Raw genomic sequence first — 24063 nt, forward strand, 5'->3', positions numbered from 1 at the left:
TAATTTTAACAGTAAGCTTGATGAATAAGTAAAACAGTGGTTTCTATTAAGGGAGAAAGAATTATGAAAGACTTAATGGAAAAAAACTGATGAAAAACTCTTTGAGGAATTTAACCAAAAAACATACATGATATTCTTCGAATAACATGCCCCAAAAATAACAGATTTGAAGATGGGAGGCTCTAAAGTGTTTGAAATACTTCTTGACATTCCCGCTCAAGCCTTTTTGAAAATGACAGACGAAATGACTTATTTCAGAGTTAAAGAAATTCTTGACGAGCTTATCCTCGATCCAGTCCCACAACGAGCAAAAAGAATAATTGAGAGTAAGGAAAAGCTTTTCAGACTGCGGTCCAGGCATTTAAGGCTGCTTTATAGAATTAATTATGAGAACCAGACCCTTGTAGTCATAATGATTGAGCCTGTAAATCGTATGTATCATTGAAGAGAATAAGAATTTAAATTCTATAGCCATTAAGTGCTACAGCAGGAAATTAGAAAAAGTATGACCAGGCAAACACAAAATATAATTTCAAGATCTCTTATGAAATTATCTTTCATAGTTAATAATATGCAAGACTAGTATAAATTATTTTTCAGGTTTGCTTTATAATACATAGAGTTTTCTATAAACTATAAAAACTTTTTAATATTTCGATTGGGTTTTTAAATTATAGATTAAAGTTTTAATTTTTAGATTAGATTCATAAATTTTAGATTAAATTCTTCAATTTTAGGTTAGATTCTTCAATTTTAGATTAGATTTTGGATTTTGAGAGTGTTCTTCTGATATAGCACGACGGCTTAGACTATAGATTATAAAAAAGTGGGACTAAACATTGTGACCTATTAAAAACTTAGTTTGACTATTTTCCCACTTTCCACAAAGGCCCTTTCAATTTTCATAATTTTTCATGCTATCGTTTTTTCTGAAAATAGCCCTGGTTACTCAAACATGTATTTTTGAAATTTTCCAGAATTTTCGACCTTTTCGTCTTCATTGAAAACTTCTAACAAACATTTCCCGACGCTTCAGTTTAGATGACAACCGCAGGTTTTTGAATAATTCCCCAAAAAAATAAAGAGAAAGATATTATATAGTTATGAAGAGCTTTACGAAAAATTAGTGTAGCCGCCTTTTATTACTTCCTTTTATGCAGAATACAGCTAGCAGGCTAACAACCCCACAAATTATTTCAAATCCGGGAGTTTTTTTGCTTTCTTTTTCAGGAGTGCTTGTCTCATTTTTCTGCCCAGGCATCTGCTTAACATTTGCTACCGTCTTTCCATTTTCTTGTTTAAGGATCTGAGTGTTATTTTCGAGTTGTGTTACACTTAAATTCACAACAGAAGTTACTGGCTGTTCTAAGTCGAGTTTTAATATCTCAATACCATTATTGGAATTGGCTACATAGATACTATCGCCGGAAATTGAAACGTCCAAAATTCCCCAGGGAGACTCGAATCCTCCTTCTACAATTGGGGAAGAAGAATTGCTAATATTAACAATCACAAGACCAGAATTAGCAATATAGGCGTAATTACCTGAAACTGAAATGTCCTTACAAATGCCAATATGGCGGCTTTCGCTTCCTTTGCGAATTGGAGAAGAAGGATTATTGATATCAAAAATCACAAGACCATCGGAATCTTCGACTAAATAAACGTAATTGCCGGAAACTGCAACGCAGTCAGCATATCCAGTTTCGTACTTTCCTTTAAGGATCGGAGAAGAAGGATTGCTAATATCAAAAACCAAAAAACCATTATCACCATCAGCTACATAGGCATAATTGCCTGAAACTGCAACACTACGAGCACGTCCGGCGGTATTATACTTTCCTTTGATATTTGGAGAAAAGGGATGACTTATATCAACAATCTCAAGACCTTCTTCACCAACAGCTAAATAGACATAATTGCCTGAAACTGCAACATCTTCAGCAGATCCTTCAATAGTGCAACTTCCTTTTCGAATTGGAGAAGAAGGATTGCTGATATCAACAATCTCAAGATCACTAAATCCGGTTACATAGGCATAATTGCCTGAAACTGCAACATCCGTAGAAAAATCCTCAGGACCACAACTTCCCTTAAAAATAGGGGACGAAGGGTTGCTGATATCAATAATCGCAAGACCCATAATACCGGCAGCTACATAAGCGTAATTACCTGAAACTTCTATATTGTCAGCATATCCAACCGTATCGTAGCTTCCTTTAAGGATTGGAGAAGAGGGACGCTTTATATCAATAATTTCAAGACCACGATATACGGTTATGTAGGCGTAATTACCTGAAACTACTATACCATCAAGGTCTACATCATTGTAACTTCCTTTGAGAGCTGGAGAAGAGGGATTGCTAATATCAAAAACCAAAAGACCCTTAGTAAAATCGGCCGCATAGGCATACTTGCCTGAAACTGCAACACCATAAACACTTCCAGAGGTATAGTACTTTCCTTTAAATGTTGGAGAAGAAGGATTGCTAGTATCAACAATCACAAGACCATTATCCCCATCAGCGACGTAGGTGTAATTGCCTGAAACTGCAACACTACAAGCAATTCCACGAGTATCGCAGTTTCCTTTAAGGATTGGAGAAGAAGGATTGCTAATATCAACAACCAAGAGACCGTTATCACCAGCAGTTAAATAGGCGTAATTACCGGAAATTGCTACATTGCTAGCATATCCAGAAGTATTGTAATTTCCTTTAAGTATTGGAGAAGAAGAATTGCTAATATCGATAATGTCAAGACCATTATAGTCATCAGCTACATAGGCGTAATTGCCGGAAATTGCTAGATTGCTAGCGTATCCAGGCGTATCGTAGCTTCCTTTAAGGATTGGAGAAGAAGGATTGCTAACATCAACAATCACAAGACCATCATTACCAACAGCTACATAGGCATAATTGCCAGAAATTTTTACTCCAGATACTAAGTTTTTTGTCGTAACCCGGCCCACTGAAACAGGTGAAGAAGAATTAGCAATATCCAGTATCACAAGATCCTGGCCTTGCCCGATGTAAGCGTAATTGCCAACAACATCAACGGTTTCTATATATCCTCCGAAATGTCCCACAGGTTTCACTTTAACTTCAGGAACGGATGCTGCCCCAGCAATTGTGACTGTAATTGATATCAACAAAACAACAAATATAAATGGATAAATTATTTGTCTATTTATTCCCATTAATAATACTCCCTGCTCTCCAATCGATATTCCAGATATATACAAAAATACCACCCATTTTCTCAATAGGGCAGTAACTTAAACATGCATTCTGCTTTTAACGGATAATATTAGACAAACTGGTAAATAAATTCTACATCTGTGCACAATATCTACAAAAAGTGAATTTTTGTACGTTTTTAACTTGCTCTCTAATGACTCTCTACTTTCTACCCATCCAATCTTGAAATTTTATTTCTTTTACTTTTCTTACTTATCTAATTCTCTCCTCTATCAGCTCGTATTTTTTTGTTCTGAACTACTCTTCAATAACTTTATATAATGTAAGTATCTATTTACCATATGTAAAGATACTTTTACATATTGTATACAAATGAACTCAATTTGTTTCTAAAACTGTACATCAGAACGTTACGAATAAAATTTGGACTTAAACTGAAAAAATGTACTCAAGGGAGTTACGCAGATGAAGCAGAAACAATTTCGGATAATTATGTTCCTGATTGTAATGTTAATGGGATCAGGTTCAAGTATTTCTATTTTAGTAGGAAGTCCAGCACTTGCCATAAGCGTTTTCTTAGCAGGAATAACTGTGATATATCTTTTAAAAAACAGAGTGGAAGAGGTTGTGGAAGATGAACGTGTTCACCAAATTAGCCAGAAAGCCTCCTGGATTACCTTTCAAATAGTAATACTTAGTTTCGCTCTTGGAGGAACAACTCTTATAGCAATGAGAAACACTTATCCAGGCTATACTAATCTTGGTTTTTTCATGGCACACATAAGTTGTGCAATTATGGTGCTTTATGGTTTGCTTTATATGTATTACAACAGGGAATATGGTGGCTGAGCAGAAAGTCAAATTGCGTCTTGTAGGGACAATAAAACCAGGTTTTATACAGAGGGCTGGTGAGTAGAGCCTGGTAAAATGGGACTTCATTAATTTCAGAACCACCCATACTATCCCAAAACATACATACTGTCCCAAAAAGAAATATTTCAGTTACAGTTTCTCAACTGACTTATCTAAGTTGAGAAATCTTCGTGACGGACACCCTTTAAATTTTACTTAATAAAATATGGAGCCTGAGATGAAGAACAACATTAAAGTTTACAGGGCAATGAACGACCTTACTCAGGAAAGCCTGGCTGAAAAAGTAGGGGTGACAAGGCAAACCATACATGCAATTGAAAAAGGAAAATATGATCCCTCTCTTGAACTTGCATTCAAGCTTGCCGGGCTTTTTGGCGTCCGCATTGAGGATATTTTCCTCTATGAAAACCGTGAAGCCAGAAATTCAGAAAGAAAAGGTTGATTCGCTTAATTATGAGATAAAGGATTTACTGATTTAATATTGAGAAATTTTAAGGGAAAATTTCCCAGATAGTTTCGAATTTGATTCGTATAGCATGAAAATGCTGACATCTGCAAGCAGTTTCATTGGTTGTGCATGTTATTCAAAGAATATCATGTTTGTTTTCATTGAAAGCCAGGCTTATGAGATATTTCCAGATAAACTTAGCTTTCCCGGATTCCCTGAACAAGTAAACCCAGAGAAAAGAAGCCATATAACCATGTTTTTATTTCCGGAAAAACGAGAACTGAGAACTATACAGGCTCTGGGATAAGTAAGCTGATTTTCCTTGTATAAATTAACGGCACCGGACTCCAAAAAGCAATTTTAGTTTCTAAATATATTTATATGAAATGAAAAGATAGTTACAATTAACGGACATCTGTGGATGGACAGACCGCCAGTTTCTGTCATCAAAAAACTAACAAGTAAATAAACAAGTTACAAAGAAAATAAGAAGGAGCAAAAATCTATGATGCAATCGTTTATAGTGGAACACTATCTCAACAAGGATGTAGATGTTTACTGCGGCGGGCCTGACGTATTCAGAGGAAATGTAAAAGCCTGTGCCGATAACGTTTTGACACTCAACAGCCAGGGAAAACTTACCCATATAGCCATTGACAAAATAATAGCTCTCTGGGTCCAATAAGCTCAAAGTTTCATATTCCAATTACTCCTTATAGAGGACAAATCAACTAAGGAAAGATCTTGAGGATCTTCTCCTAAATCTGATTAAAACTGGAAAGCACTCTGGAAGGCTGGATTAGTATTCTGGTTTTCCGGGAAATAAAGGCCATTCAAATTAGCGACCCAGAGTTTGATACGTGAAAAAATACCGAGGTGCAAAGAAATGCAGCCGTTTATAGTAGAACACCTTTTAGGCGAAGTCGTAGATGTTTACTGCGGGGGCCCTGATGTATTTAACGGAAGAGTAGAAGCCTGCGCAGACAATGTGCTCACTCTCGAGCAGAATGAAAAGTACACGCACATAGCAATCGACAAGATAATAGCCATTTGGCCCGCTTAACTGATACAAACAGTTCGTCAAATAAAAAGGGTACTGAATCCTGGGCATATCAGTATTGGACGTAATGAACCCTGGACGTAATGAGTCCTGAGGTATTGAATCCTGAGGTATTGAATCCTGAGGTATTGAATCCTGAGGTATTGAATCTTGAGGTATTGAATCTTGAGGTATTGAATCTTGAGGTATTGAATCCTGAGGTATTGAATCCTGAGGTATTGAACCCTGGGAAAGTTCCGAAGCTTTAATACTTCGCCTTTTCCAGCAGTTTTTTTGTTAAAAATTTATGTTTTCTCAGCTTATGCTTTCCTGCAACTCTTTGCATGAGAAGCAATAAATTCCCTCATCAATTTTGCCCCAAGCATGGCGGTTTGCCCGGAATCGTATTCAGGGGCGATTTCTACGACATCAAAAGCCATTGAAAAAGGAGCAAGCGTCCTTATTGCAGTCCTTACATCTCGCGCACTCAGGCCAAAAGGCTCAGGCGTCCCGAGACCAGGGGCATAAGACGGGTCTATTGCATCCATATCAAGGGAAAGATAGATCTGGCTGCAGTCAAGCCACTCGAGGGCCTCTTTGAGGATCTCTACCATGCCAGTGGATTCCACATCATCAGCTGTATAATACTTCAGGTTATTTTCCCTGGCAAAAACCCATTCTTCTTCCGGGCCGCTTCTTATGCCTATGGAAACAAGATTCTTGGTAACCTCACTGAGGATATTTCGGGACACACAGGCATGGTTATGCTTAAAACCCCTGTACTCTTCCCTGAGGTCAAAATGGGCATCCAGGACAAGGACCCCGAAATCTTCTCCTGCGAATTCGGCGCAGGCTTTCACCATAGCGAAGGTCAGCGAATGCTCTCCGCCAAGCATAATGGGAAGCTTTCCATCATTCAGGAGGTCTTTTGTAGCTTCGTAGAGGTTCTGCAGAGTCTCGTCAACAAAAGCTGAAGTTTCCAGGTTTCCGGCATCATAGATCGGAAGATCGACAAGGTCTATGTCGAAAGTCGGGTTGTAACTCTCAAAATTCGCAGAAGCCCGCCGCATAGCGTCAGGAGCCCAGCGGCTGCCTGCCCTGTAAGAAGAGGTATTATCAAAAGGCACGCCGAAGATAACATAACGTGCAGATTCATAGTCTGCAAGAGCGTCTATAAAGGAATTGGGTAAAAACATAATTTAGCCTGATATAAAATTATTTGCTTAAAAAAAGAACGACTCAGGTTCTTGACCTGAGTTTCACTTTAGTTTAGGAAGTTTATGTCCGTATATCGAGCTTGACCTTGCTAAGAGCTGTAATGTAAGAAATCTCTTCGCCCTCTTTGACCTTATCCTTGTATTCCTCAGGAACTACGATCTCAAAGGTTGAGAAGTCTCCCATGTCCATAAGCTGGGCAATGTCGCCGGTAATCGAGATTACCTGTGCAGTCTTTCTTTCCACAATCGGGACGTATACTTTGGTTGCAACTGAGCCTATGAAGGAGCGCTTCTGGCCGTCAAAGAGTCCGATAGCCTCTACTCTTGCCTTTGCAGCCCCGTGTTTTCCCGGTTTGGACTTGGTAATGCTTTTTATGACACATGCTTCGTCATCAATGATTACATATTTCCCTTCTTTGAGTTCCTTAACTTCTACCTGCTGTTTCATAATGATTCTCCCATACGTTTTTAGATGTTTATAAATAAGCTGTAAACGCCATTCCGGATTTGCCAGAAACTTTCCACGGCTCCGGTAAAGTAGTATAAGAAGGCTTTTCTAATTTTTAAGCCTGACTCTTATTTTACCAATACATTACTTAAGATCTGCATAGAAAAACTGGAAAATATTCCGAGCTTGGAGTGCCTGCAGAGCTAATCTACAGATCGAGAACTAATACGATTAATTTATCCTTGACTATATAACGCTTGTGCGAGATTTTACGTCTTTTTACTGGATTCCGGGGAAAACTGCCTGAAATCTCGGAAAAAATCCGGAAAAATCCAGATTAAAGGAATACTGGATTAAAGGAAATAGTGGATTAAAAGAAATACTGGATTAAAAGAAATACTGGATTAAAGGTAATACTGGATTAAAAGAAATACTGGATTAAAGGTAATATTAGGTTTCAAAGAGAAGATTCTTTACTCAATAAGAGTTATTATTCTCTTGAAGCGTGCAGTATAGTAAATTTGCCTGGAAATTTTTCCTTTTTTTATTACAGGCGTGTCAGGACTCCGTTCTGCAATTCTTACGCTATCCACACTGCCTTTCCGACTTTCGTCTTAAAAGTTGATCCCAAGCTCCTTTAACTTTTCCAATCCGGGAACTCCTTCTTCATTCCATCCGCGGTAGTGGTAATATTCCTGAAGTGCAGATTCGAATTCCTGCCTGGGAAGCCCGTAACCTTCGTTTTTGCCCTCGTTTTCAAACAACCTTTCAGGAAGGGTATCGTCTTTTCGTGTAAATCCTGCTTTAAGGTTATACATTCTCTCCAGATTATAGATTCTTTCTCCGATTTTCAGAAGCTCAGCCGGTGATATCTCCATACCTGCACCCGAAAGCAAGAGAGACGAACCGAGCTCTTCGTTAAGGGCAAAACCCGAGTAGGGGCAGAATACAAAAGAATCCAGAACTGCAGTCAGGTTTTCAAATACCTGAAGGATGCCTGCTTTTCCTTTAAGGCTCAGACGGTTGAGACTTACAGGCTTTCCAAGCACCTCTGGCCCGACCATGAAAGCAGTCAGATAGTCCCCCCCGTGGCTGGAAGTAGCATAAGCCAGAGCCTGTCCCCTGATTCCTCGCGGATCAAAACCTCCGAGTTCTAGCCCCTTTACATCCATGCTCAGGTCTTTTCTCCCAAAGCCTGATAAGTATCGTCTGGCTCCATTTCCTAGTTTGCCGCCTTCCCCGATTTCAAAGAGCCTGGATTCCATTTCATTAGCCTCGGTTATTCGTTCTTTGAGTTCTGCATATGCCCCGAGTACGGAACCTGCCGAGATCGGATCAAGCCCGTAGTCCTTGCATATCCTGTCAGCCTTAAGCACGGAAGTGAGATCAGGGTTTTCAAGGTTAAACCCAAAGGCCCAGAAGGAATCATAATCAGGCAAAATCTGTCCTTCAGGTAAAATCGCCCCTTCAGGTAAAATCTGCCCTTTCTCTTTAAACATCTGCCCTACTCCTTTAATTCTCTTCTTACAACCCAGAGGACAACCAGGGCAACTCTTATTTTCAAGCTCGAAAGTGGATTTGATACGCTCTCCTGAAAGCGCATCTGCAAATGGAGTTTTCTTTCCGGTAAAGTTCCTGCTGGGGATGAGATTCATATAATCCAGCAGTTTTACAAGCGCAGACGTGCCGTAATTTGCAAGGCCTTTTGAAAGCACAGGGCTTGCATCAAAGAGCTTTAGTAGTTTTACCTCAAGTTCCCGGAATCTCTCAGGATCGGAAGGAGAAAGTTCTTTTTCCCCTTTCACAACCACGGCTTTGAGCATTTTTGAGCCGGCAACCGCGCCCAGGCCGCCTCTTCCGCTATATATGGAATCAACAACAAAAGAGGAGATGAGGACCTGTTTTTCTCCTGCCCTGCCAATACAGGCCACACTACCTTTCACACTACCTTTGTTTTCGAGGGCTTCGGTACATTCTCTGACATTCTTTCCCCAGAGATGTTCTGCGGGCACAACTTCAATGTTTCCGTCCGTGATTTCCACATAGGAAGGCCTGTTTGCCTTTCCGGTAACTACCAGAGCATCAATTTCAGCTTTCTTCAGTTCACTCCCGAAGCCCCCAGTCATATTCCAGCTAAATATTGTGCCTGTTAGAGGCGATTTCGATGTGAGGACTGCACCTGAAGCCATCGGGGCAAGGCCTGAAAGCGGACCTGAGGTAAAAATGAGAGGATTGAGAGGGCTAAGAGGATCGATATCGGGACCTGTCAGCTCAGAAAGAAGTTTCACTCCAAGTCCTCTGCCTCCAAGATATCTGAGAATTAACTTTTCATCAGTTTCGACGATATTAACTGATTCAGTGCCAAGGTCTACATATACTGTTTTTCCTGTCCAGCAAGTCATATTGAGTCCTTCGTTTCTGTTCCGATCCAAGCTTTCAATCCTGTTTTTATAATCATTTCACTTATACCTTATTTAAGTTGATATTCCTTTTTTTCTTTGAAATATACACCATCAGGAAGAAAACTTCTTAGCCGGTAACCAATGAATATATTACGGACAGGTCAGAATTATTTACTTTCAGCATGCCTGTCCAATAAACCGGATACAGAATCTATAGCCTCAATGACAATTATCCCTATAAACGCCGTAAGCATACCATAAAAAGTAGCCATTATATAAGGAACAAAAGGTGACGCAGCTACTATATCTATGCACGCAAGGTGCCATATAATAGACTCTCCATCCCTCAAAGGGATAACATATGCAAGCACGAAAGCAAGTGGCAGTCCGATAATCGACCCCACAATACTCAGTTTTTTATTTTTGAGGATTACGTATAAAAGAGCAAATGAGATGCTAACAGGTATTAACAAGTAAAATACCGGAAACATTAGAACAAATCCTAATCCTTCATCCAATTAATTCATCTCCTCAGTGATTGTTTCATACTGAACCTGAATTCTGGCTGTGCTGCTGGCTTCTCATATTTATTTTCAAATTGACTTTTTACACAAATAGAACACTATCATTGAAAAATTAAAAAATTGAATCCACAAGGGCATTATGGGAAAAACTTAGTATGTTTGTCTCGCTTATTTTCGTATCAGTTCCATTTGCATTGCTTGCTGTAAGCGTCACTGTATAATTTCCTGCTGCTGAACAGGTATGTGTCGGATTTTGCTCGGTTGACTTAGTTTCGTCTCCAAAATTCCTGTCACTATAGATAGAAAGGTTTACTTTAATTGATTCATTAGTGGTTATCCGGGTTTTCGTGAGAGTGAGTTGACCATCTACACACTGTGAAGAAGCTGCCAACGCTGCAGATGAAACGAAATTAAAAATACAAAGATGAAGGCTATTTCAAAAAGCATTTTTTTCTTTTTCATTTGTTTCATCCTTCTCCCTTTCATGCAATAATCTATCAAAAAAAATTAATGAATAAAAGTGGAGAATGTTATTGATTTTCTTTATCGCCTCCTGACGGCTGTAAACTTAATCCTCACTCTTAATTTGGTTCTATCTGCTCGATAATTTCCTTTGCTTTCCTGACCATGTAATCTGCTTCATCAGCCGAAACCTGTTCACATAGCTTCATTTTCTCAACGAGATGAATGAAGGAATTAAGCATGAAAACAGATTCTTTATTCTCACCCTTTTCATAGTAACATTTAGAAGTATCAAGCAGATCTATCAGGCCTGTTTTTGTTTTTACGTTGCACCTGTATGTAATTTCCACATACTCCTTAAGAGCCTGTATCCCGTCCAGAGGCATTAGCTCCGAAGAACAATTGTCAGAAGGCTGGGTTCCGTTTTCATATCCCTCATCCCCATCCGTATAGTTGTCATCCAGAGGAGGTACTTCAGCCGAAGAAAGAGTAAACATATAGATATCGGGGTTTCCATTGCGGGAATCATGCCAGACTATTCTGTCCCCATAAATATCAAGTACCCCAGAATTTCCTCCCCATTCATCATCATTATCGCCTGCAAATATCCAGACTGATCCACTGGTAGTAATTCGGGTTTCCTTAGAAGTGGAAAGGTTGTACATGTAAATATCGGGCCTGCCACTGCGATCATCTACCCATACAATTCTGTCTCCATAGATCGAAGGTGACCCTTGATTATATTCATTAGTAGTTATCTGAGTTTCCGTGGAAGTGGAAAGGTTATACATATAGATATCCCAGTTTCCATTTCGATAGTCTTCCCATACTATCCTGTCCTCATAGATATCAGGAACTCTTTGAATTGAGTTATTTGTGGTTATCTGGGTTTCCGTAGAAGTTGAAAGGTTATACATGTAAATATCCAGATTTCCGTCACGACTATCCGTCCACACAATATTGTCTCCGTAGATTGCAGGATAGTCCTGATATGACGTGTTGTTGCTTATCTGGACTTCCGTAGAAGTGGAAAGATTGTACATGTAGATGTCATTGATTGACCACACTATCCTATCCTTGTAGATACAAGGATTATTTATTACATCATCATGTATCTTGGTTTTATTAGAAGTAGAGATGTTATAAGTGTAGACCTCTGGGTTTCCATTCGGCCATTCATACCACACTATCCTGTCCCCGTAGATATCAGAAGATACTTGATCTGAACTATCATTGGTGATCTGAATTTCTTTGTGGGCGGAAAGATCGTACATATAGATGTCATAGCTGCCAGTAGGATATCCAGATTGATCAATGTTTTCTCTGTTGCGAGCATCCTGCCATATTATTTTATCATCGTAGATCGTCGGTTCGGTCTGAAATGATCCATTAGTGGTAATCTGTGTCTCAGTTCCATTTTCCCCGTTATCCACAGGCAATCCCGCAGAATCAAGAGTGAACATGTAAATACCACCATGCGAAGGTACCCATACAACCCTGTCCCCATAGATAGCAGGGTAACTTCCAGAACCCGCGTCGTATACTCCCTCGGCAGTCAACTCGGTTTCAGTAGAAGTGGAAATATTATACATTAAAACATGACTTCTGAAATCCCAGAAGTCTTGAGTCCACACTATTTTATCCTCATAAATATCGGGACTGCCAGTTCTTTCATAGGCTATAAGCTCTCCTGTGGAAGTGGAAAGATTATGCATTACAATCATTTCATTATTTCCTACATAATCTTCCTGCTCCCATACGACAACGTCCTTATAAATTGAAGGGTTCCAGCTCCTTAATCCCGCAGAAAGCGGGGTTTCCGTAGAAGTGGCAAGATCGTATACACATATATTATTATTTATAGAAAAATACGGATCTATGGCATCATCTATTTGCACTTCATCTACCCACACTATTTTGTCCCCATAAATCGCAGGATCACTCTGATTTGATTCATTAGTGGTTATTTGAGTTTCCGTGGAAGTCGATAGGTCGTACATGTAAACGTCCAGATTTCCATTTCGATCATCCTGCCATACTATTTTATCATCGTAAATAGCAGGTAAAGTCTGGTTAGAATTACTGGAAGTTATCCGGGTTTCCGCGGAAGTGGAGAGGTCGTACATGTAGATGTCCCAGTTTCCATTACGCAGATCCTGCCATACCATTTTATCATCGTAAATAGCAGGATTGGACTGTGTTGAGTTGTTACTGGTTATCTGTGTTTCCATGGAAGTGGAGAGGTCGTACATGTAGATATCCCAGTTTTCATCATGGTTGGAATAGAAGCTTAAGTTATCTACCTGATCTTCTTCATTCCGAGCATCGGCCCATACAATTCTGTCCCCATAGAAATCCAGAGACCTTACTTGTGCGTCACTGATGTTGATCCTGGTTCTCGTACCCTCTGCAGGAACTGCAGTTGCGTTCCCGATGGTCATTAAAAATATAACAAAAAATATTCCAAAAAAAATTGCTGCTCTTTTATCAACTTTCATCTAACTTACACCTCAACCTAAAATGAAATTTTTAATCCAGACTTTCTTTTTCCTAAACTTAGTCATTCGATATTCGATTATTAAACTAAACTCTAAATTTGAGGAAAGATCCATTTGTAATCGAATCAATATTCGAGACTATAGCTTTCAATTCAGAGGTAAATTTAGGGACTGCACTCTTCAAACTTTGTGGTTTTTAACCTGTATTAAGCACTGAGTTCTGGAGCCTACTCATGAGATTTAATTAAAAACAAGTCTCAAATTTCGACTTTCCCCAAAACCCAAACTTGAAGAATAAATGTTCAATTCCTACTTTATAAAATATATCCAAGAAAGAATATAGATATTTCTATAAGAACTAAAATAGAATAGTTTATTATATACTATTTCAGAAAAAGGATAAGATTAACATGTGTTAACTTTTTTGTTCAGATTTAATGATAATTATGTATCTTATATCATTATTTTGTTAATAGCGTTTTTTAAAGCCTTATTTTCAATAATTTCAGTATAGTTGATTCTTAACTCAAATCCGCGGTTCTTTAAAATATGTCATTGAAAATATGGTTTTTAAAAAGTGTTATTGAAAGATAGTTTTAAAAAGTTATATCCAGAAGATCTTAAAAGAGCCAGCCTTTAAGACAGAGAAATCTCACATATATATTGTATGAACCTGGAGAAACCTTACATCGTTTCTGTTTATGCCGTTCTACGGAACGAGAAAGGCGAATTCCTGCTTCTCAGACGGTCGGAAAATTCTCACAGCAATCCGGGAAAATGGGATCTTCCGGGTGGAAAGCTTGGCCTTGGAGAACTTCTAAAAGACGCGGTTGTTAGGGAGGTCTGGGAGGAAACCGGGATTTCAATTGCGCTCGGAGAGATTGCAGGGTATGCTACCTTTGAGCTTCCGGACAAAAAAGTAATTGCCATAATATATGACGGAGGATATATCATTGCTAATGTAAAGTTGAGCTATGAACATGTGGAATATGCATGGAGCTCTCTTGAGCATATTCTGGAAATGGATGCTCTTCCGGATCACTTTAAGGAATTCTTTAAAAGATTCGCTGCCGAAAATAAAGAACCTCCAGAGCTGCCGATTTAAAATATATCAGAAAATGGATTACCTGCTGAGCCTGTCACAAAACCAATTTTTATTTTCATAATTTATAAGAGTTATAGAATTACTTTCCTGGTCAGAATCTCAATTGATGATTTTAAAAATGAGTTTCAAAAAAGTAGATTTTGAGTTTTTGAATCAGCTCTTTAAGTAAAAATCCGAAAGAAAAATTAGTGACTTACACTAAGGCCATTTGTAAGCTGATAATAAAGAACTTTTTTGCCTTTTTTAAGAATGTTTTTAATGCATCTATAATTATGATCTCAAGAAGTATTCCCTTAGTTATCACCCTATTGTGGTTGTTTTCACGAAATTGCGGATTAACTGAACTTTTTTTACAAATTAACTTTACTAATAATTTCATTCAAAAAAGTAAGCTTATATCTAAGAACAAATTTTTTGGTCATTATCCAGTTAACAGAGTGAAAATAACTAGGACTTACGCGACTAAATTGAAGGATTGTAGAATTTACATCTTAATTGAATTTGTCCTAAGGAGGACTTACATGAAAAAATCTTTTTCATCTATGGTTTTATTAGTTATACTATTCTTGCAAGTAACTTTAGCTATTATACCATCAATTGGAGTGGTTTCAGCTTCAGGCAATGTAACAATTAATGATTTTACTTGTAACATTACTAAAGGGACTGTTCCTTTTGATTCAAGGCTAACTGGTAACGTGACTGGTCAAGTTACCAGCTGGAAATGGGAATTTTATAATCCGCAAATTAACCATTGGTCTTACAGCAGTAGAAAAGGAAACTCGGTAACTACATCTCATAGGTTTGGAAGAGCTAAAGCTTATGGAGTTTTTAATGTTACTTTGATTGTAGTTGGGCCTAATGGAAGTGATTCACTTAAAAAGATAGATTATGTTGTAGGAAATAAAAACACTACAGGTCTGCCAACTGCTAATTTCTCTGCATCGACCACTTCTGGATATGCACCATTGAATGTAACATTTACTGACAAGAGTAAAGATGCAACTACAGCTTTATGGTATTTTGGACTGACAAATACTTCAAAAGAAAAGAACTCAACATATACTTTCAATTCTCCCGGAACTTATAGAGTTGTTTTAGAAGTGAGCAATGGAAGAGGTTGGGATGCGACAGCTCAAGAAATAACTGTTCTGGGGCAACAGAAAATTCTTCCAGAAGCAGGTTTTGACGCCGATACTTCCAATGGCCTCGATGTGCAGTTTGCAGACACCTCACAAAACGCAAATGAATGGAACTGGGACTTTGGAGATGGAACTAATTCAACCGATCAGAATCCGTCACATACCTATTCAACAGCAGGAAACTATACTGTCAATCTTGCAGCAAACAATGAAAACGGAACAAGCTTAGCAAACAAAACAATATATGTGGAAGAAATGAGCAGCTCAAGTGGTGGAAGCGATAGTGAAGACAGTAGCAGCGGTGGAGATAGCGTGGGAACCGTTACTGTATCAGATAGCAGCGATAGTAGTAGCGATAGTAGTAGCGATAGTAGTAGCGATAGTAGTAGCGGTAGCAGTGGCAGCAGTAGCAGTGATAGCAGCGGAGGCGCCGGTGGTTCGCCCGAACTTCAAAGCAATGTCGCAGCTAAAGAAATCTCACAGACTTCTATTACATACGGGAACTCTGTAAATTTCAATTTCCCACAAAATGCCACTCCTGTAACTAATATAAGTTTTGATTCAAAAAAGACTGTTGGCAAAACTACAGCTATAGTTGAGATGCTAATAAATCAGTCCACTCTGGTTTCTGAACCACCTTCTGATGAAGTATATAAATTCGTAAACATCTGGGTAGGAAATAGTGGATTTGCAACGCCCGATAATATTGAAAATGCAACAGTATATTTCAAGGTTGAAAAATCCTGGTTACAAGATCAAAATATAGACAAGTCTTCTGTTACATTTAATAGGTACAATGATTCACAATGGAATCCTTTACAAACCACTCTTGCAGGAGAAGACAATGAGTACCTGTATTTCATAGCTGAAACCCCAGGATTATCTTCTCCTTTTGCGATAACTGGCAAGACAGCATCAAACGCAACTCTGAACGAAACAAAATCTGAAACTCAATCTGGATCTAATAGTAGTCTTGAAAACAACGCAAGTAATACAACAAATGTTAAACAGACACAAAGTCCAACTACTTCTGGAAATGGAGACAAAAAATCTCCAGGTTTTGAATCAGTTTTTGGAATCGTTAGTTTGCTTGCTGTGTTTTTGTATAAAAGAAAGTAAGAATACGTAATTAAGAAAGAATATATGATGAGGATTCAATATCCTCATCTAAGTCTTTTACATACGTTTTCGGTTAAGTGAAGACTCATGATAAATTGCGTCAATTTTTAAACATGTATTAAATAATTTAATAGTTTGTGAGCTGGAACAGAGTATCGATTTCATGTAAATAGGCCAAAATTTAAGGCCGGCTTTAATATAAAATCGATAATTTTCAGGCAAGAAAATTTCTTAACCGATGACCAATGAAACCAATCTTGATTTTTAGGATAGAGTTTCAACTTGGATTTACTCTGAGGCACTTTAAATAAATTTTTACTTGAAATACTTATCCTCAAGTTTTTTTCTTTTTTTCCTGCTGCGCTGCCAGCTTACCCCGAGGTACAGGAGAACTGCAAAAGCTGCAAGAGCTGCCATACGCAGTATGGGCCCATACTTGCTAAGGAGGAGAGGGTTTAGATCTTCTCTTTGCTCGTATTCAGGATACATGATATCCCTTCTGTTGCTGCTGTGACCCAGGCCCAGAGCGTGCCCGAATTCATGTTTTGCAACAGAAAGCATTGTCCCGTCCCCATACTGGCGCCAGGCTTTTCCCTGATAATTTCCTACCTCAAGCACTATGTCGACCTTTACATATCGCCCATCAGATACCATGGGACTTGCATAGCCAGCAACGCCTGGGGGAGCCCCTTCAACGATCTCCAGATTTTCAACCCATTTTATCCTGATATCAGCTTCTTTCGAATCCACAAGTTTGAAAACAGGCGTAAACTCAAGGTTTCCGTTTCCTCCCTCCTCCCAGTATTTCATAGCCTTTTCTATTTGTGCATAATAGGTAGGGCTGTAGTGCTCGGGAACATTGCTGTCATCAATATATACAGTAATAGGAGAGTGGTCCCATGGATAATCCAGAATTCTTTCCGGATTCGTTTCAGATGCAGCTGAGACAGTAGGTAAAATAAGTACCATCAGTAACAGCATAAAAGAAAATCTAACTCTGTACATATGGTCTCGACTTATATAAATCGGACTACCAAATAAATATTATTAACCCTGAAACCCAACGTAAAAGTATCTATCTCCTGCATACATCCAATATGCATCCCGCAGACACTCTCCACACTTATCACACATGTTCGCATAAAACCAGTGCGAAAGGCGGGTTTGTATCGGTGGATGGTTATTGATGGAAGAACTCTCAGAGATTAGCTTTTGGTCAGGTTTGGTCAGGGAATTAATTTTTCAAAATTAAATAAGGTCCTGATGAACTGAATTTATAATATCACAAAAACGAATTTTGATAGTGAATTTCCATGTGAATTTCTATGTGAATTTCTATGTGAATTTCTATGCGAATTTTTATAACGAATTTAGATCTACTGAATTATTTGTTTACTTAAAAGTGGCTTTGGAGATATTACATACCTCACAATTCGAGTCACAGCAGTATTCTTCTTCATTTCCTTCATCCGGAAATTCGGATGTAAGTGCTCTTGTGCTTTCAGCGAGTACCGCGGCATTGGAGATGGATGCTCCTATCATAATTGCATAAAATATTTTTTCTTTGCTAATTCCTTTCCGTTTTGCGACTCTAATATGCATTTTCAGGCAATGCTCGCAGCGAAGGGCAGAAGCTACACCTATCGCGATAAGTTCAACTGTCTCTGGGTCGAGGTTCTTGAATCCCCTCATTATAGAGTTTTCGTAAAGCGTTTTTGGGATGAAAATCTCCGGGAGATCTTTCATGAAGTTCATTATATATGGGACTTCACCATACTGATTCCGGACATCTTCAAGGAGTTCAGGAACAGCTTTCTCAGGGTCCTTTTTCAAAATTTCCACAATATCTTCAAGTTCCATACGAAACCACCAGCGTAGATTAACGTGGAAAAAGGATTCAGACTCCGTTTTCTGTATCAGGCTTTACAATATAAAGGATAAGTGAAAAACACGCACCCAGTAAAATGTAAAGCAAATAACTCTTCATGCAACAGAACCCGGGTCAAATTGCAAAACCAACGTCAGACTTAGATTTGATTTTTATCAATATATAATTTTTCATTTTTGATTTTGAAATATTTGCAAGTTCGGAAAGAGTAACCCCTTCATCAAATTCCAGTTTTTCAAGTCTTTCATGGAATTCATCATAGGGTAACTTGACTCTGAGCCCATTAAGCTGGAGGGTCAGTGGAGCAGGCGAAAGTACAGTTCGGATTTCCGGGACCTGATTTTCAATCTCCTTCATAACTCTAGCAGGAAGCACTGCGAGGGGGTCTTTTGCTTGCTGTTTACGAATGTTATCAGCAATCTTTCCAACCTCTTCATTGAGTTTATCAAGGGCGCTAATCTCCTCGGTTTTCCTTAACCTGTGAGAAGTCCTTCCAATATTCCCAACATAAAGGTCTGCTCCGGGAACTTCCTCGGTCTTAAGGTCAGGTCCGCCTGTAACTACAATTGGAATTTCTACGCCTTCAAAAAGCTTTGGCTTCTTGTTTATTATGCAGTCACTGAAAGACCCAAATGTGAAAACTGCAATATCATGTTCGTTAATAAGTCTTCTTTCATAGTCCATGGACAGAGATACCCTTCGCCCCATTCCTCTTGCAAGTCCTATCATGTTTGTATTGGCTCCGGGGTGGCGGAGATACTCTGCAATGTCACATGCTGAATGCGGGAGGTGGTGAGAAGCAAGAGTCGGTGAAACAACTGCAATCTCAACTCCAGTCAGGGGAGCTTCTACCATAACTCCAAGCAGTTCATCAGATTGCTTTTTCACTATTGGGACATCTTTTTCCGGAATAAGCATAATAAGGTTGACTTCAGTCCCTGTAACTACTTTTTGGACTATGTAGCCTCCAAGGTCTTCCAGCAGCTCAATTAAAAGTCCATGCTTGTGGACGCCACCGGTATAAAGATAGGGTCGGAGTACAGCCATCTTAGTTTTTCCCTCCTTTCATCAGTTCTTCGAGCATCGCTCCTGCTTCTTCGATCCACTCATGTTTTAGTGCTTCCTCGGACGCCACAAAAATAAACTGGTTACCTTTATACAGGTGATACCGGACCCTGAAACCCTCAGGGGTGACACGGATTGCAAAATCAACAAGATTTTCGTGAAGCCTGTGTTTTGGATCTGCAACCATCATATCTTTAAGAAAAGCTGCTTCTTCCTTTGGGTTATCCATACTTATGGCTACAGTCCATCGGTCCGGCTGGCTGATATTTGCTTTCCCGTAGCGCTCCCAGAGTATTCCCAGTAATTCTGGAATATACTGCTCTTTTTTTATAGAAATTATTATCTCACGGGCAATCGGTTTTGCGTCCACATCGGCAATATCAGTTGTTGTAACCCTGGTGCCCACGTCCCTCAGGAGAATTGCCATCTGAAAAAGAGAATCTTCAGGTCTCAACACTACCTTTATTCTCCCTATTGCCGGGGCAAGCTTGAGACTTGAAAGATTGTCCTCGATAATCTTTCTATAAAATCCCTGCTCCGGAGCGATTGCGGACTCGACATCAAAGACTTCAAGCGAATCCATCTTTTCCTCACTCCTCCACAAAGCCCGAAGCAAGCAAAGCTGCTCCTACTGCTCCTATCAAGTGTGAGTTCTCGGGCACAAGGACATCGATCTTTAGAAGTTCTCCAAGGGCTTTTGGTACTCCTGCAATTAGGGAAGATCCGCCCACAAGAATCAGAGGCTCTTTAACATCTACTTCCTGCAACTGCTGCTCATAGATCTGTTCTACCACACTATAACAGGCTGCAGCAGCCACATCTTCAGGAGTAGCACCTCTTGCAAGGGAATTTACAAGGGATTGAGTTCCGAAGACTATGCAGTAGCTGTTCATAGATACATGTTCATGCATCCCTTTAACTGCCAGGGCTCCGAGTTCGGTGATATCTACACCAAGCCGCTTTGAGATCATTTCAAAGAAACGTCCTGAAGCGCCTGCGCAAATCCCGCCCATTGTAAACATTCCGGGAATCCCGTCCTGAACCGAGATTGCCTTATTGTCCATACCGCCTATATCAATAACTGTTGCATTACCTTTCTGCTTGTCAGCAAGATAGACGGCTCCTTTTGAGTTAACAGTGATTTCTTCCTGGATAAGCTGAGCTTTAAAATGAGCACCTATAAGAAATCGTCCGTATCCGGTTGTACCCAGAGCCTGAACTTCTTCCCTGGAAACGCCGGCCTCTTTCAGGGCAATAGAGTAAGCTTCTTCAGCACTTTCAAGGACTTTTGTTGTGGGCACCCAGCCCTTGCCTATAATTTTGTTGTCCCTCATTACCACGGCTTTAGTGGTTGTTGACCCTGAATCTATTCCCGCGGTCAGTCCGGTCTGAACTTCCCTTGTAAGAAGGTGCCTGCGCCTGACAATTGTAGTAAGAGCTTCCAGGCGAGTAAGAAGTGTACCTGCACTGGTGCTTTCGGTAAAAGAATAACTGATTACCGGGATTTTGGAGTGCTCATGGATATATCTTCTAACCTCATTTCGTACAATAGCTCCTTCGGCACACCGGAAACAGGTGGTAATGAAAACTCCATCCGCATTGGCAATACCTTCAACAACAGCTTTTGCCCGGGCCATCATAAGCCTCAGGTCTCCACTCGCAACCTCAAGCCCAAAATCTCTGCCTATAGTATCTATGGATGCAACATCAATTTCAGGGAAAATAAATTTTGCATTTACTTTGGCTGCGGCTTCTTCAAATTCGGGTTGAACTCCGGCATACTCAGAGCCGCAGGATACCAGTGCAATCTTGACAAGTGCAGATTCCTCTGTGCTCATTCCTTGTCCTCCTTGTCTGCCGATTCTGTCTCTTTCGCCTTTTCATCTTCCTCAGGCTTTTCCTTAGGCAACGACTCCAGAAATGCTACTATCTTGTTTACGAAGTCGCGGGCTTCGTCGTCGGATTTCGGGTATTCTACTTCAAGTACAGGGACACCTTTTGAGCGGACCAAATACTTCGTCAGCTCATTTGTACGGTTACAACCCACACAACCAAAGTCCGTGGGTGGGTTTTCAACTATAATTGCAGCTTCTGTCTGTTCGATAAGAGGGCCTATCAACGCCATCCTTCCCCTTACTCCAGCCGGCACTTCAATTGCAGCATACTTAAGACCCAATTTAGGGTCTTCAGGAGTAATATTTAGAGGAGGAGAATCAAGGCTGAGGCTTGTAACTTTTTCTCGGATCTGGTTCATCATGGTAAGGGGTTTGTGCCCGAAACGTTCAACCAGGTCGGCCAGAATAAGACTATTTATAGGGTAAATGAAAACCTTTGCCAAAAAACTCACCTCGCAAGCTCCTCTTCAATAACTTTTTCCAGATCCGAAGTTGTAAGCCTGCATTTCTTTTTGCGTTTTTCTGTTACACATTCCTTTGCTTCCAGTTCGTCAAGTGCAGCCCCTATGGCAGGAAGCATCTCCACTTCTTCCCTCAAAAAATGGAATCCCGGCCGTGGGCCTCCACCCCTGCTTGCGCGGCAGCGCCTTTCATCTCCTGGAGGGAATCCCCTATCCTTTACAAAAATATGATTTTTATCAAGCTGCCGGATTTGTTCAACGAGGATCTGGACATCGTCTTTGGCTCCTGATACGATAAGTCCAAAACAGGTCTCCTTTACCGTAACTGGAAACTCTGACTCATAGATCTTCATAGCTGCATCTGAAGGCAGCACTTTATCCGAACTGATTACAATGTACTTTGTAATCTCTTCTTTTTTCGTTTCCGTCATATTTCGTCTCTCCTTAGCCTCGGGAGACTTTAAATTTCGATAAATTAATGTGAATCCGCTTAAACATCTGGATTCATTAAAGCGGACACGTTATAATGAGCTGACTAATTCGTTAGCAAGATTTAATCTGACCCAGCAAGCTGAAAATCATCTTGAGCTACTAACCGGGTACTTATACGTCTATTTACTTATTATTGTGCTTATGTGTATTACTTTTTTTATATATTAAGAATAGTATGTACGCCCATTATCCAATTGTATTATAGTTTATACTTTTAAGTTTACTTGCGTACAATTTCAGTTACGTATATCACATCTCCTTCTTTGACAGCAAGGAGCTTTTCAGGATTTATTATCCGGCCAACAATATTGGTTGAGGAAAATCGTTCTCCTGTGGGGCCGAAAAGTTCGTCGTCTCCAAGTCTTATACCTATAGTCCCCATCCTCTTTGCAGACTGGTTTGTGATCCCTATTTCCCCTCCAAGTACTTTGTCCGTGGGGGTATTTTCTGGAAGGATTTCCTTGTACTTCACAACTTCCTTTTCTGTCTTAAAAAGGTAGGTGTCGTCATATATCATATAAACAGGCAGTTTCCCAACAGTTTTTGTTTTAAGTTCAAGACCATGGCGGAAGAAATCCACAGATTTCGGGGCTTTTTCAGAGTAAAGCTCAATCTCAATCAGTTTATCTATGGGTACTGCATACGCAGTCACCTTTGCTTCCCCAAGGATCTCAAGGGTTGTTGGAGGGTTCTGACTGACAATTACGGCATCCTTTCCGGTGTATCCGTCTTTTACCAGTTCAACCCCTATGGAAGAAAGTACAGGCTCGGCCTCCTCAAAGCTATGTCCCAGAAGCACTATCTGGGGAGGCAGACTCTCAACCGAAAGATTCTGTCCTTCTTCTGCGAGTTTAATGAGTTCGATGCCTTTCGTTACCTGCCCTACAACAGAATGAACAAGGCTTGAAGGACGCTCGTCTCTTGAGATATATATTCTGCCCAACCCATATCCGACTGTACGGACAGAAACTGCACCTTCTCGTCTTGGATCGAAATTTTCATAAGGAGCAGGTATTCCCTTCAGGTCATCATCTGAGATAAACGAACTGGTAGTAACATCTACATTGAGAGTTCCTTCACGAGTAAGGGCATAGAAATGTTCTGCTCCCCCTGGAGCATTCCTGGAAAGTTCAACTTCAAAATAAGTAAATATGCTGTCCCCATCTTCAAGCGGAACAGAAAGATCAGTTGTGCAGGTCTTTTCTGAGATTTGTTCCCATTCTATAATTGGCTCAATACCAAGAATTGTATCTTCTCTGGAAAGCCTGGACAAAATTTTTCTTCCGGTCACAACTTCTGCAAAGACCCCATCTTCAGGAGTCCCATATTCCGCAGTATGTCTTTTAAGTGAAAAAATAAGATGAGTGTTACGGGGATCAAAACCTCCTGCTCCAAACATCACCTCAAAAGCTTCAAAATTTCCTGTTTCGCGCGAAGGTTTAATTTCGGCTTCAAAAGGCCCGAAAGCTAGAGCTTCAGGACTTGCCCAGTGGATAGATTTTCCTTCGTACTCTTTAAAATGCTCAGCCCATAATTTTCCTGAAGGCGACTCAGGATTTCTTATTTCTATCCTGAATTCTCCTCTGGGAGTATTGATAGCGTATTCGGTGACTGTTTCGATCTTTTCCTCAGCGACCTCTTTCAGAATTCCGACCGCTGTACCGGCTATATAAGGGGCTCTGGAAACTTTAAGCGCATCTTCAAGGATAGAGCCTGCAGGTAAGGTATATTGTTGCCCATTCACCTCTACGCTGACCTCATTACTCGTAATCGGCACCTCATTTAGTA

General features: G+C 39.9%; 24 protein-coding genes. 9 read left to right on the forward strand and 15 right to left on the reverse strand.

Annotation, left to right across the window (positions count from 1 at the left end; genetic code table 11):
• The first annotated feature begins 187 nt into the window (after positions 1-187).
• A complete protein-coding gene (locus MSVAZ_RS17245; RefSeq protein WP_157206127.1) occupies positions 188-445 on the forward strand; it encodes a hypothetical protein in 258 nt (85 codons plus the stop codon).
• Between the two features lie 678 nt (positions 446-1123).
• On the opposite strand, the gene MSVAZ_RS17250 is transcribed toward MSVAZ_RS17245, so the two are convergent.
• A complete protein-coding gene (locus MSVAZ_RS17250; RefSeq protein ID WP_048122993.1) occupies positions 1124-3199 on the reverse strand; it encodes an LVIVD repeat-containing protein in 2076 nt (691 codons plus the stop codon).
• Positions 3200-3665: 466 nt separating this feature from the next.
• Between MSVAZ_RS17250 and MSVAZ_RS17255 the strand changes: the two genes are divergently transcribed.
• From MSVAZ_RS17255 to MSVAZ_RS20665, 6 genes are all read left to right on the forward strand, one after another.
• The gene (locus tag MSVAZ_RS17255; RefSeq protein WP_048122995.1) at positions 3666-4049 is read left to right on the forward strand and encodes a DUF2178 domain-containing protein; all 384 of its coding nucleotides are present in this window, start codon (positions 3666-3668) and stop codon (positions 4047-4049) included.
• 241 nt (positions 4050-4290) lie between these two features.
• Positions 4291-4515, forward strand: a complete 225-nt coding sequence (locus MSVAZ_RS17260) for a helix-turn-helix transcriptional regulator (protein ID WP_048122997.1) — start codon at positions 4291-4293, stop codon at positions 4513-4515.
• A gap of 94 nt (positions 4516-4609) precedes the next feature.
• The gene (locus tag MSVAZ_RS17265) at positions 4610-4828 is read left to right on the forward strand and encodes a hypothetical protein (RefSeq protein WP_048122999.1); all 219 of its coding nucleotides are present in this window, start codon (positions 4610-4612) and stop codon (positions 4826-4828) included.
• A gap of 198 nt (positions 4829-5026) precedes the next feature.
• Positions 5027-5206: an MM0924 family protein gene (locus MSVAZ_RS17270; RefSeq protein ID WP_048123001.1), complete on the forward strand. Its 180-nt coding sequence runs from the start codon at positions 5027-5029 to the stop codon at positions 5204-5206.
• A gap of 201 nt (positions 5207-5407) precedes the next feature.
• Entirely contained in the window at positions 5408-5584 is a 177-nt protein-coding gene (locus tag MSVAZ_RS20660; RefSeq protein WP_197078787.1) for an MM0924 family protein, read from the forward strand.
• 80 nt (positions 5585-5664) lie between these two features.
• On the forward strand, positions 5665-5829 hold the full coding sequence (locus tag MSVAZ_RS20665) for a hypothetical protein (RefSeq protein WP_157206129.1): 165 nt from the start codon (positions 5665-5667) through the stop codon (positions 5827-5829).
• Between the two features lie 51 nt (positions 5830-5880).
• Here MSVAZ_RS20665 and speB read toward each other — a convergent pair whose 3' ends face one another.
• The 6 genes from speB to MSVAZ_RS19060 form a co-directional block, all read right to left on the reverse strand.
• Positions 5881-6756: an agmatinase gene (gene speB, locus MSVAZ_RS17275; protein WP_048123003.1), complete on the reverse strand. Its 876-nt coding sequence runs from the start codon at positions 6754-6756 to the stop codon at positions 5881-5883.
• A gap of 82 nt (positions 6757-6838) precedes the next feature.
• Positions 6839-7225, reverse strand: a complete 387-nt coding sequence (locus tag MSVAZ_RS17280; RefSeq protein ID WP_048123005.1) for a translation initiation factor IF-5A — start codon at positions 7223-7225, stop codon at positions 6839-6841.
• Between the two features lie 614 nt (positions 7226-7839).
• Positions 7840-9627: an aldehyde ferredoxin oxidoreductase family protein gene (locus tag MSVAZ_RS17285; protein WP_048124290.1), complete on the reverse strand. Its 1788-nt coding sequence runs from the start codon at positions 9625-9627 to the stop codon at positions 7840-7842.
• Positions 9628-9794: 167 nt separating this feature from the next.
• On the reverse strand, positions 9795-10145 hold the full coding sequence (locus MSVAZ_RS17290) for a hypothetical protein (protein ID WP_048123007.1): 351 nt from the start codon (positions 10143-10145) through the stop codon (positions 9795-9797).
• A 118-nt stretch (positions 10146-10263) separates the two neighbouring features.
• Positions 10264-10542, reverse strand: coding sequence for a PKD domain-containing protein (locus MSVAZ_RS17295; protein ID WP_048123009.1), 279 nt, complete (start codon positions 10540-10542; stop codon positions 10264-10266).
• A 190-nt stretch (positions 10543-10732) separates the two neighbouring features.
• Positions 10733-13111 carry a hypothetical protein gene (locus tag MSVAZ_RS19060; protein WP_052725589.1) on the reverse strand — a complete coding sequence of 793 codons (2379 nt, stop codon included), beginning with the start codon at positions 13109-13111 and terminating at the stop codon, positions 10733-10735.
• A 667-nt stretch (positions 13112-13778) separates the two neighbouring features.
• On the opposite strand from MSVAZ_RS19060, the gene MSVAZ_RS17305 reads away from it, so the two are divergent.
• Positions 13779-14216, forward strand: coding sequence for an NUDIX domain-containing protein (locus MSVAZ_RS17305; RefSeq protein ID WP_048123011.1), 438 nt, complete (start codon positions 13779-13781; stop codon positions 14214-14216).
• A gap of 521 nt (positions 14217-14737) precedes the next feature.
• On the forward strand, positions 14738-16474 hold the full coding sequence (locus MSVAZ_RS17310) for a PGF-pre-PGF domain-containing protein (protein WP_052728027.1): 1737 nt from the start codon (positions 14738-14740) through the stop codon (positions 16472-16474).
• A gap of 315 nt (positions 16475-16789) precedes the next feature.
• On the opposite strand, the gene MSVAZ_RS17315 is transcribed toward MSVAZ_RS17310, so the two are convergent.
• The 8 genes from MSVAZ_RS17315 to mmp3 form a co-directional block, all read right to left on the reverse strand.
• Complete coding sequence (locus tag MSVAZ_RS17315) at positions 16790-17443, reverse strand: matrixin family metalloprotease (protein ID WP_232316145.1); 654 nt, start codon at positions 17441-17443, stop codon at positions 16790-16792.
• 423 nt (positions 17444-17866) lie between these two features.
• Positions 17867-18334 (reverse strand): carboxymuconolactone decarboxylase family protein, encoded by a 468-nt coding sequence (locus MSVAZ_RS17320; RefSeq protein WP_048123015.1) that lies wholly within the window; start codon positions 18332-18334, stop codon positions 17867-17869.
• Between the two features lie 142 nt (positions 18335-18476).
• Positions 18477-19409, reverse strand: coding sequence for a methanogenesis marker 7 protein (locus MSVAZ_RS17325; protein ID WP_048123018.1), 933 nt, complete (start codon positions 19407-19409; stop codon positions 18477-18479).
• A gap of 1 nt (position 19410) precedes the next feature.
• A complete protein-coding gene (locus tag MSVAZ_RS17330) occupies positions 19411-20010 on the reverse strand; it encodes a methanogenesis marker 17 protein (RefSeq protein ID WP_048123020.1) in 600 nt (199 codons plus the stop codon).
• A gap of 7 nt (positions 20011-20017) precedes the next feature.
• Positions 20018-21265: a methanogenesis marker 15 protein gene (locus MSVAZ_RS17335; RefSeq protein WP_048123022.1), complete on the reverse strand. Its 1248-nt coding sequence runs from the start codon at positions 21263-21265 to the stop codon at positions 20018-20020.
• On the reverse strand, positions 21262-21765 hold the full coding sequence (locus MSVAZ_RS17340; protein ID WP_048124296.1) for a methanogenesis marker 5 protein: 504 nt from the start codon (positions 21763-21765) through the stop codon (positions 21262-21264). Before MSVAZ_RS17340 ends, MSVAZ_RS17335 begins: the two co-directional genes overlap by 4 nt.
• Before the next feature lie 5 nt (positions 21766-21770).
• Positions 21771-22214 carry a methanogenesis marker 6 protein gene (locus MSVAZ_RS17345; RefSeq protein WP_048123024.1) on the reverse strand — a complete coding sequence of 148 codons (444 nt, stop codon included), beginning with the start codon at positions 22212-22214 and terminating at the stop codon, positions 21771-21773.
• A 281-nt stretch (positions 22215-22495) separates the two neighbouring features.
• Positions 22496-24052, reverse strand: a complete 1557-nt coding sequence (gene mmp3, locus MSVAZ_RS17350) for a methyl-coenzyme M reductase-associated protein Mmp3 (protein WP_048123026.1) — start codon at positions 24050-24052, stop codon at positions 22496-22498.
• Positions 24053-24063: the final 11 nt, after the last annotated feature.

Source organism: Methanosarcina vacuolata Z-761 (assembly GCF_000969905.1).
GTDB classification, from domain to species: Archaea; Halobacteriota; Methanosarcinia; order Methanosarcinales; family Methanosarcinaceae; genus Methanosarcina; species Methanosarcina vacuolata.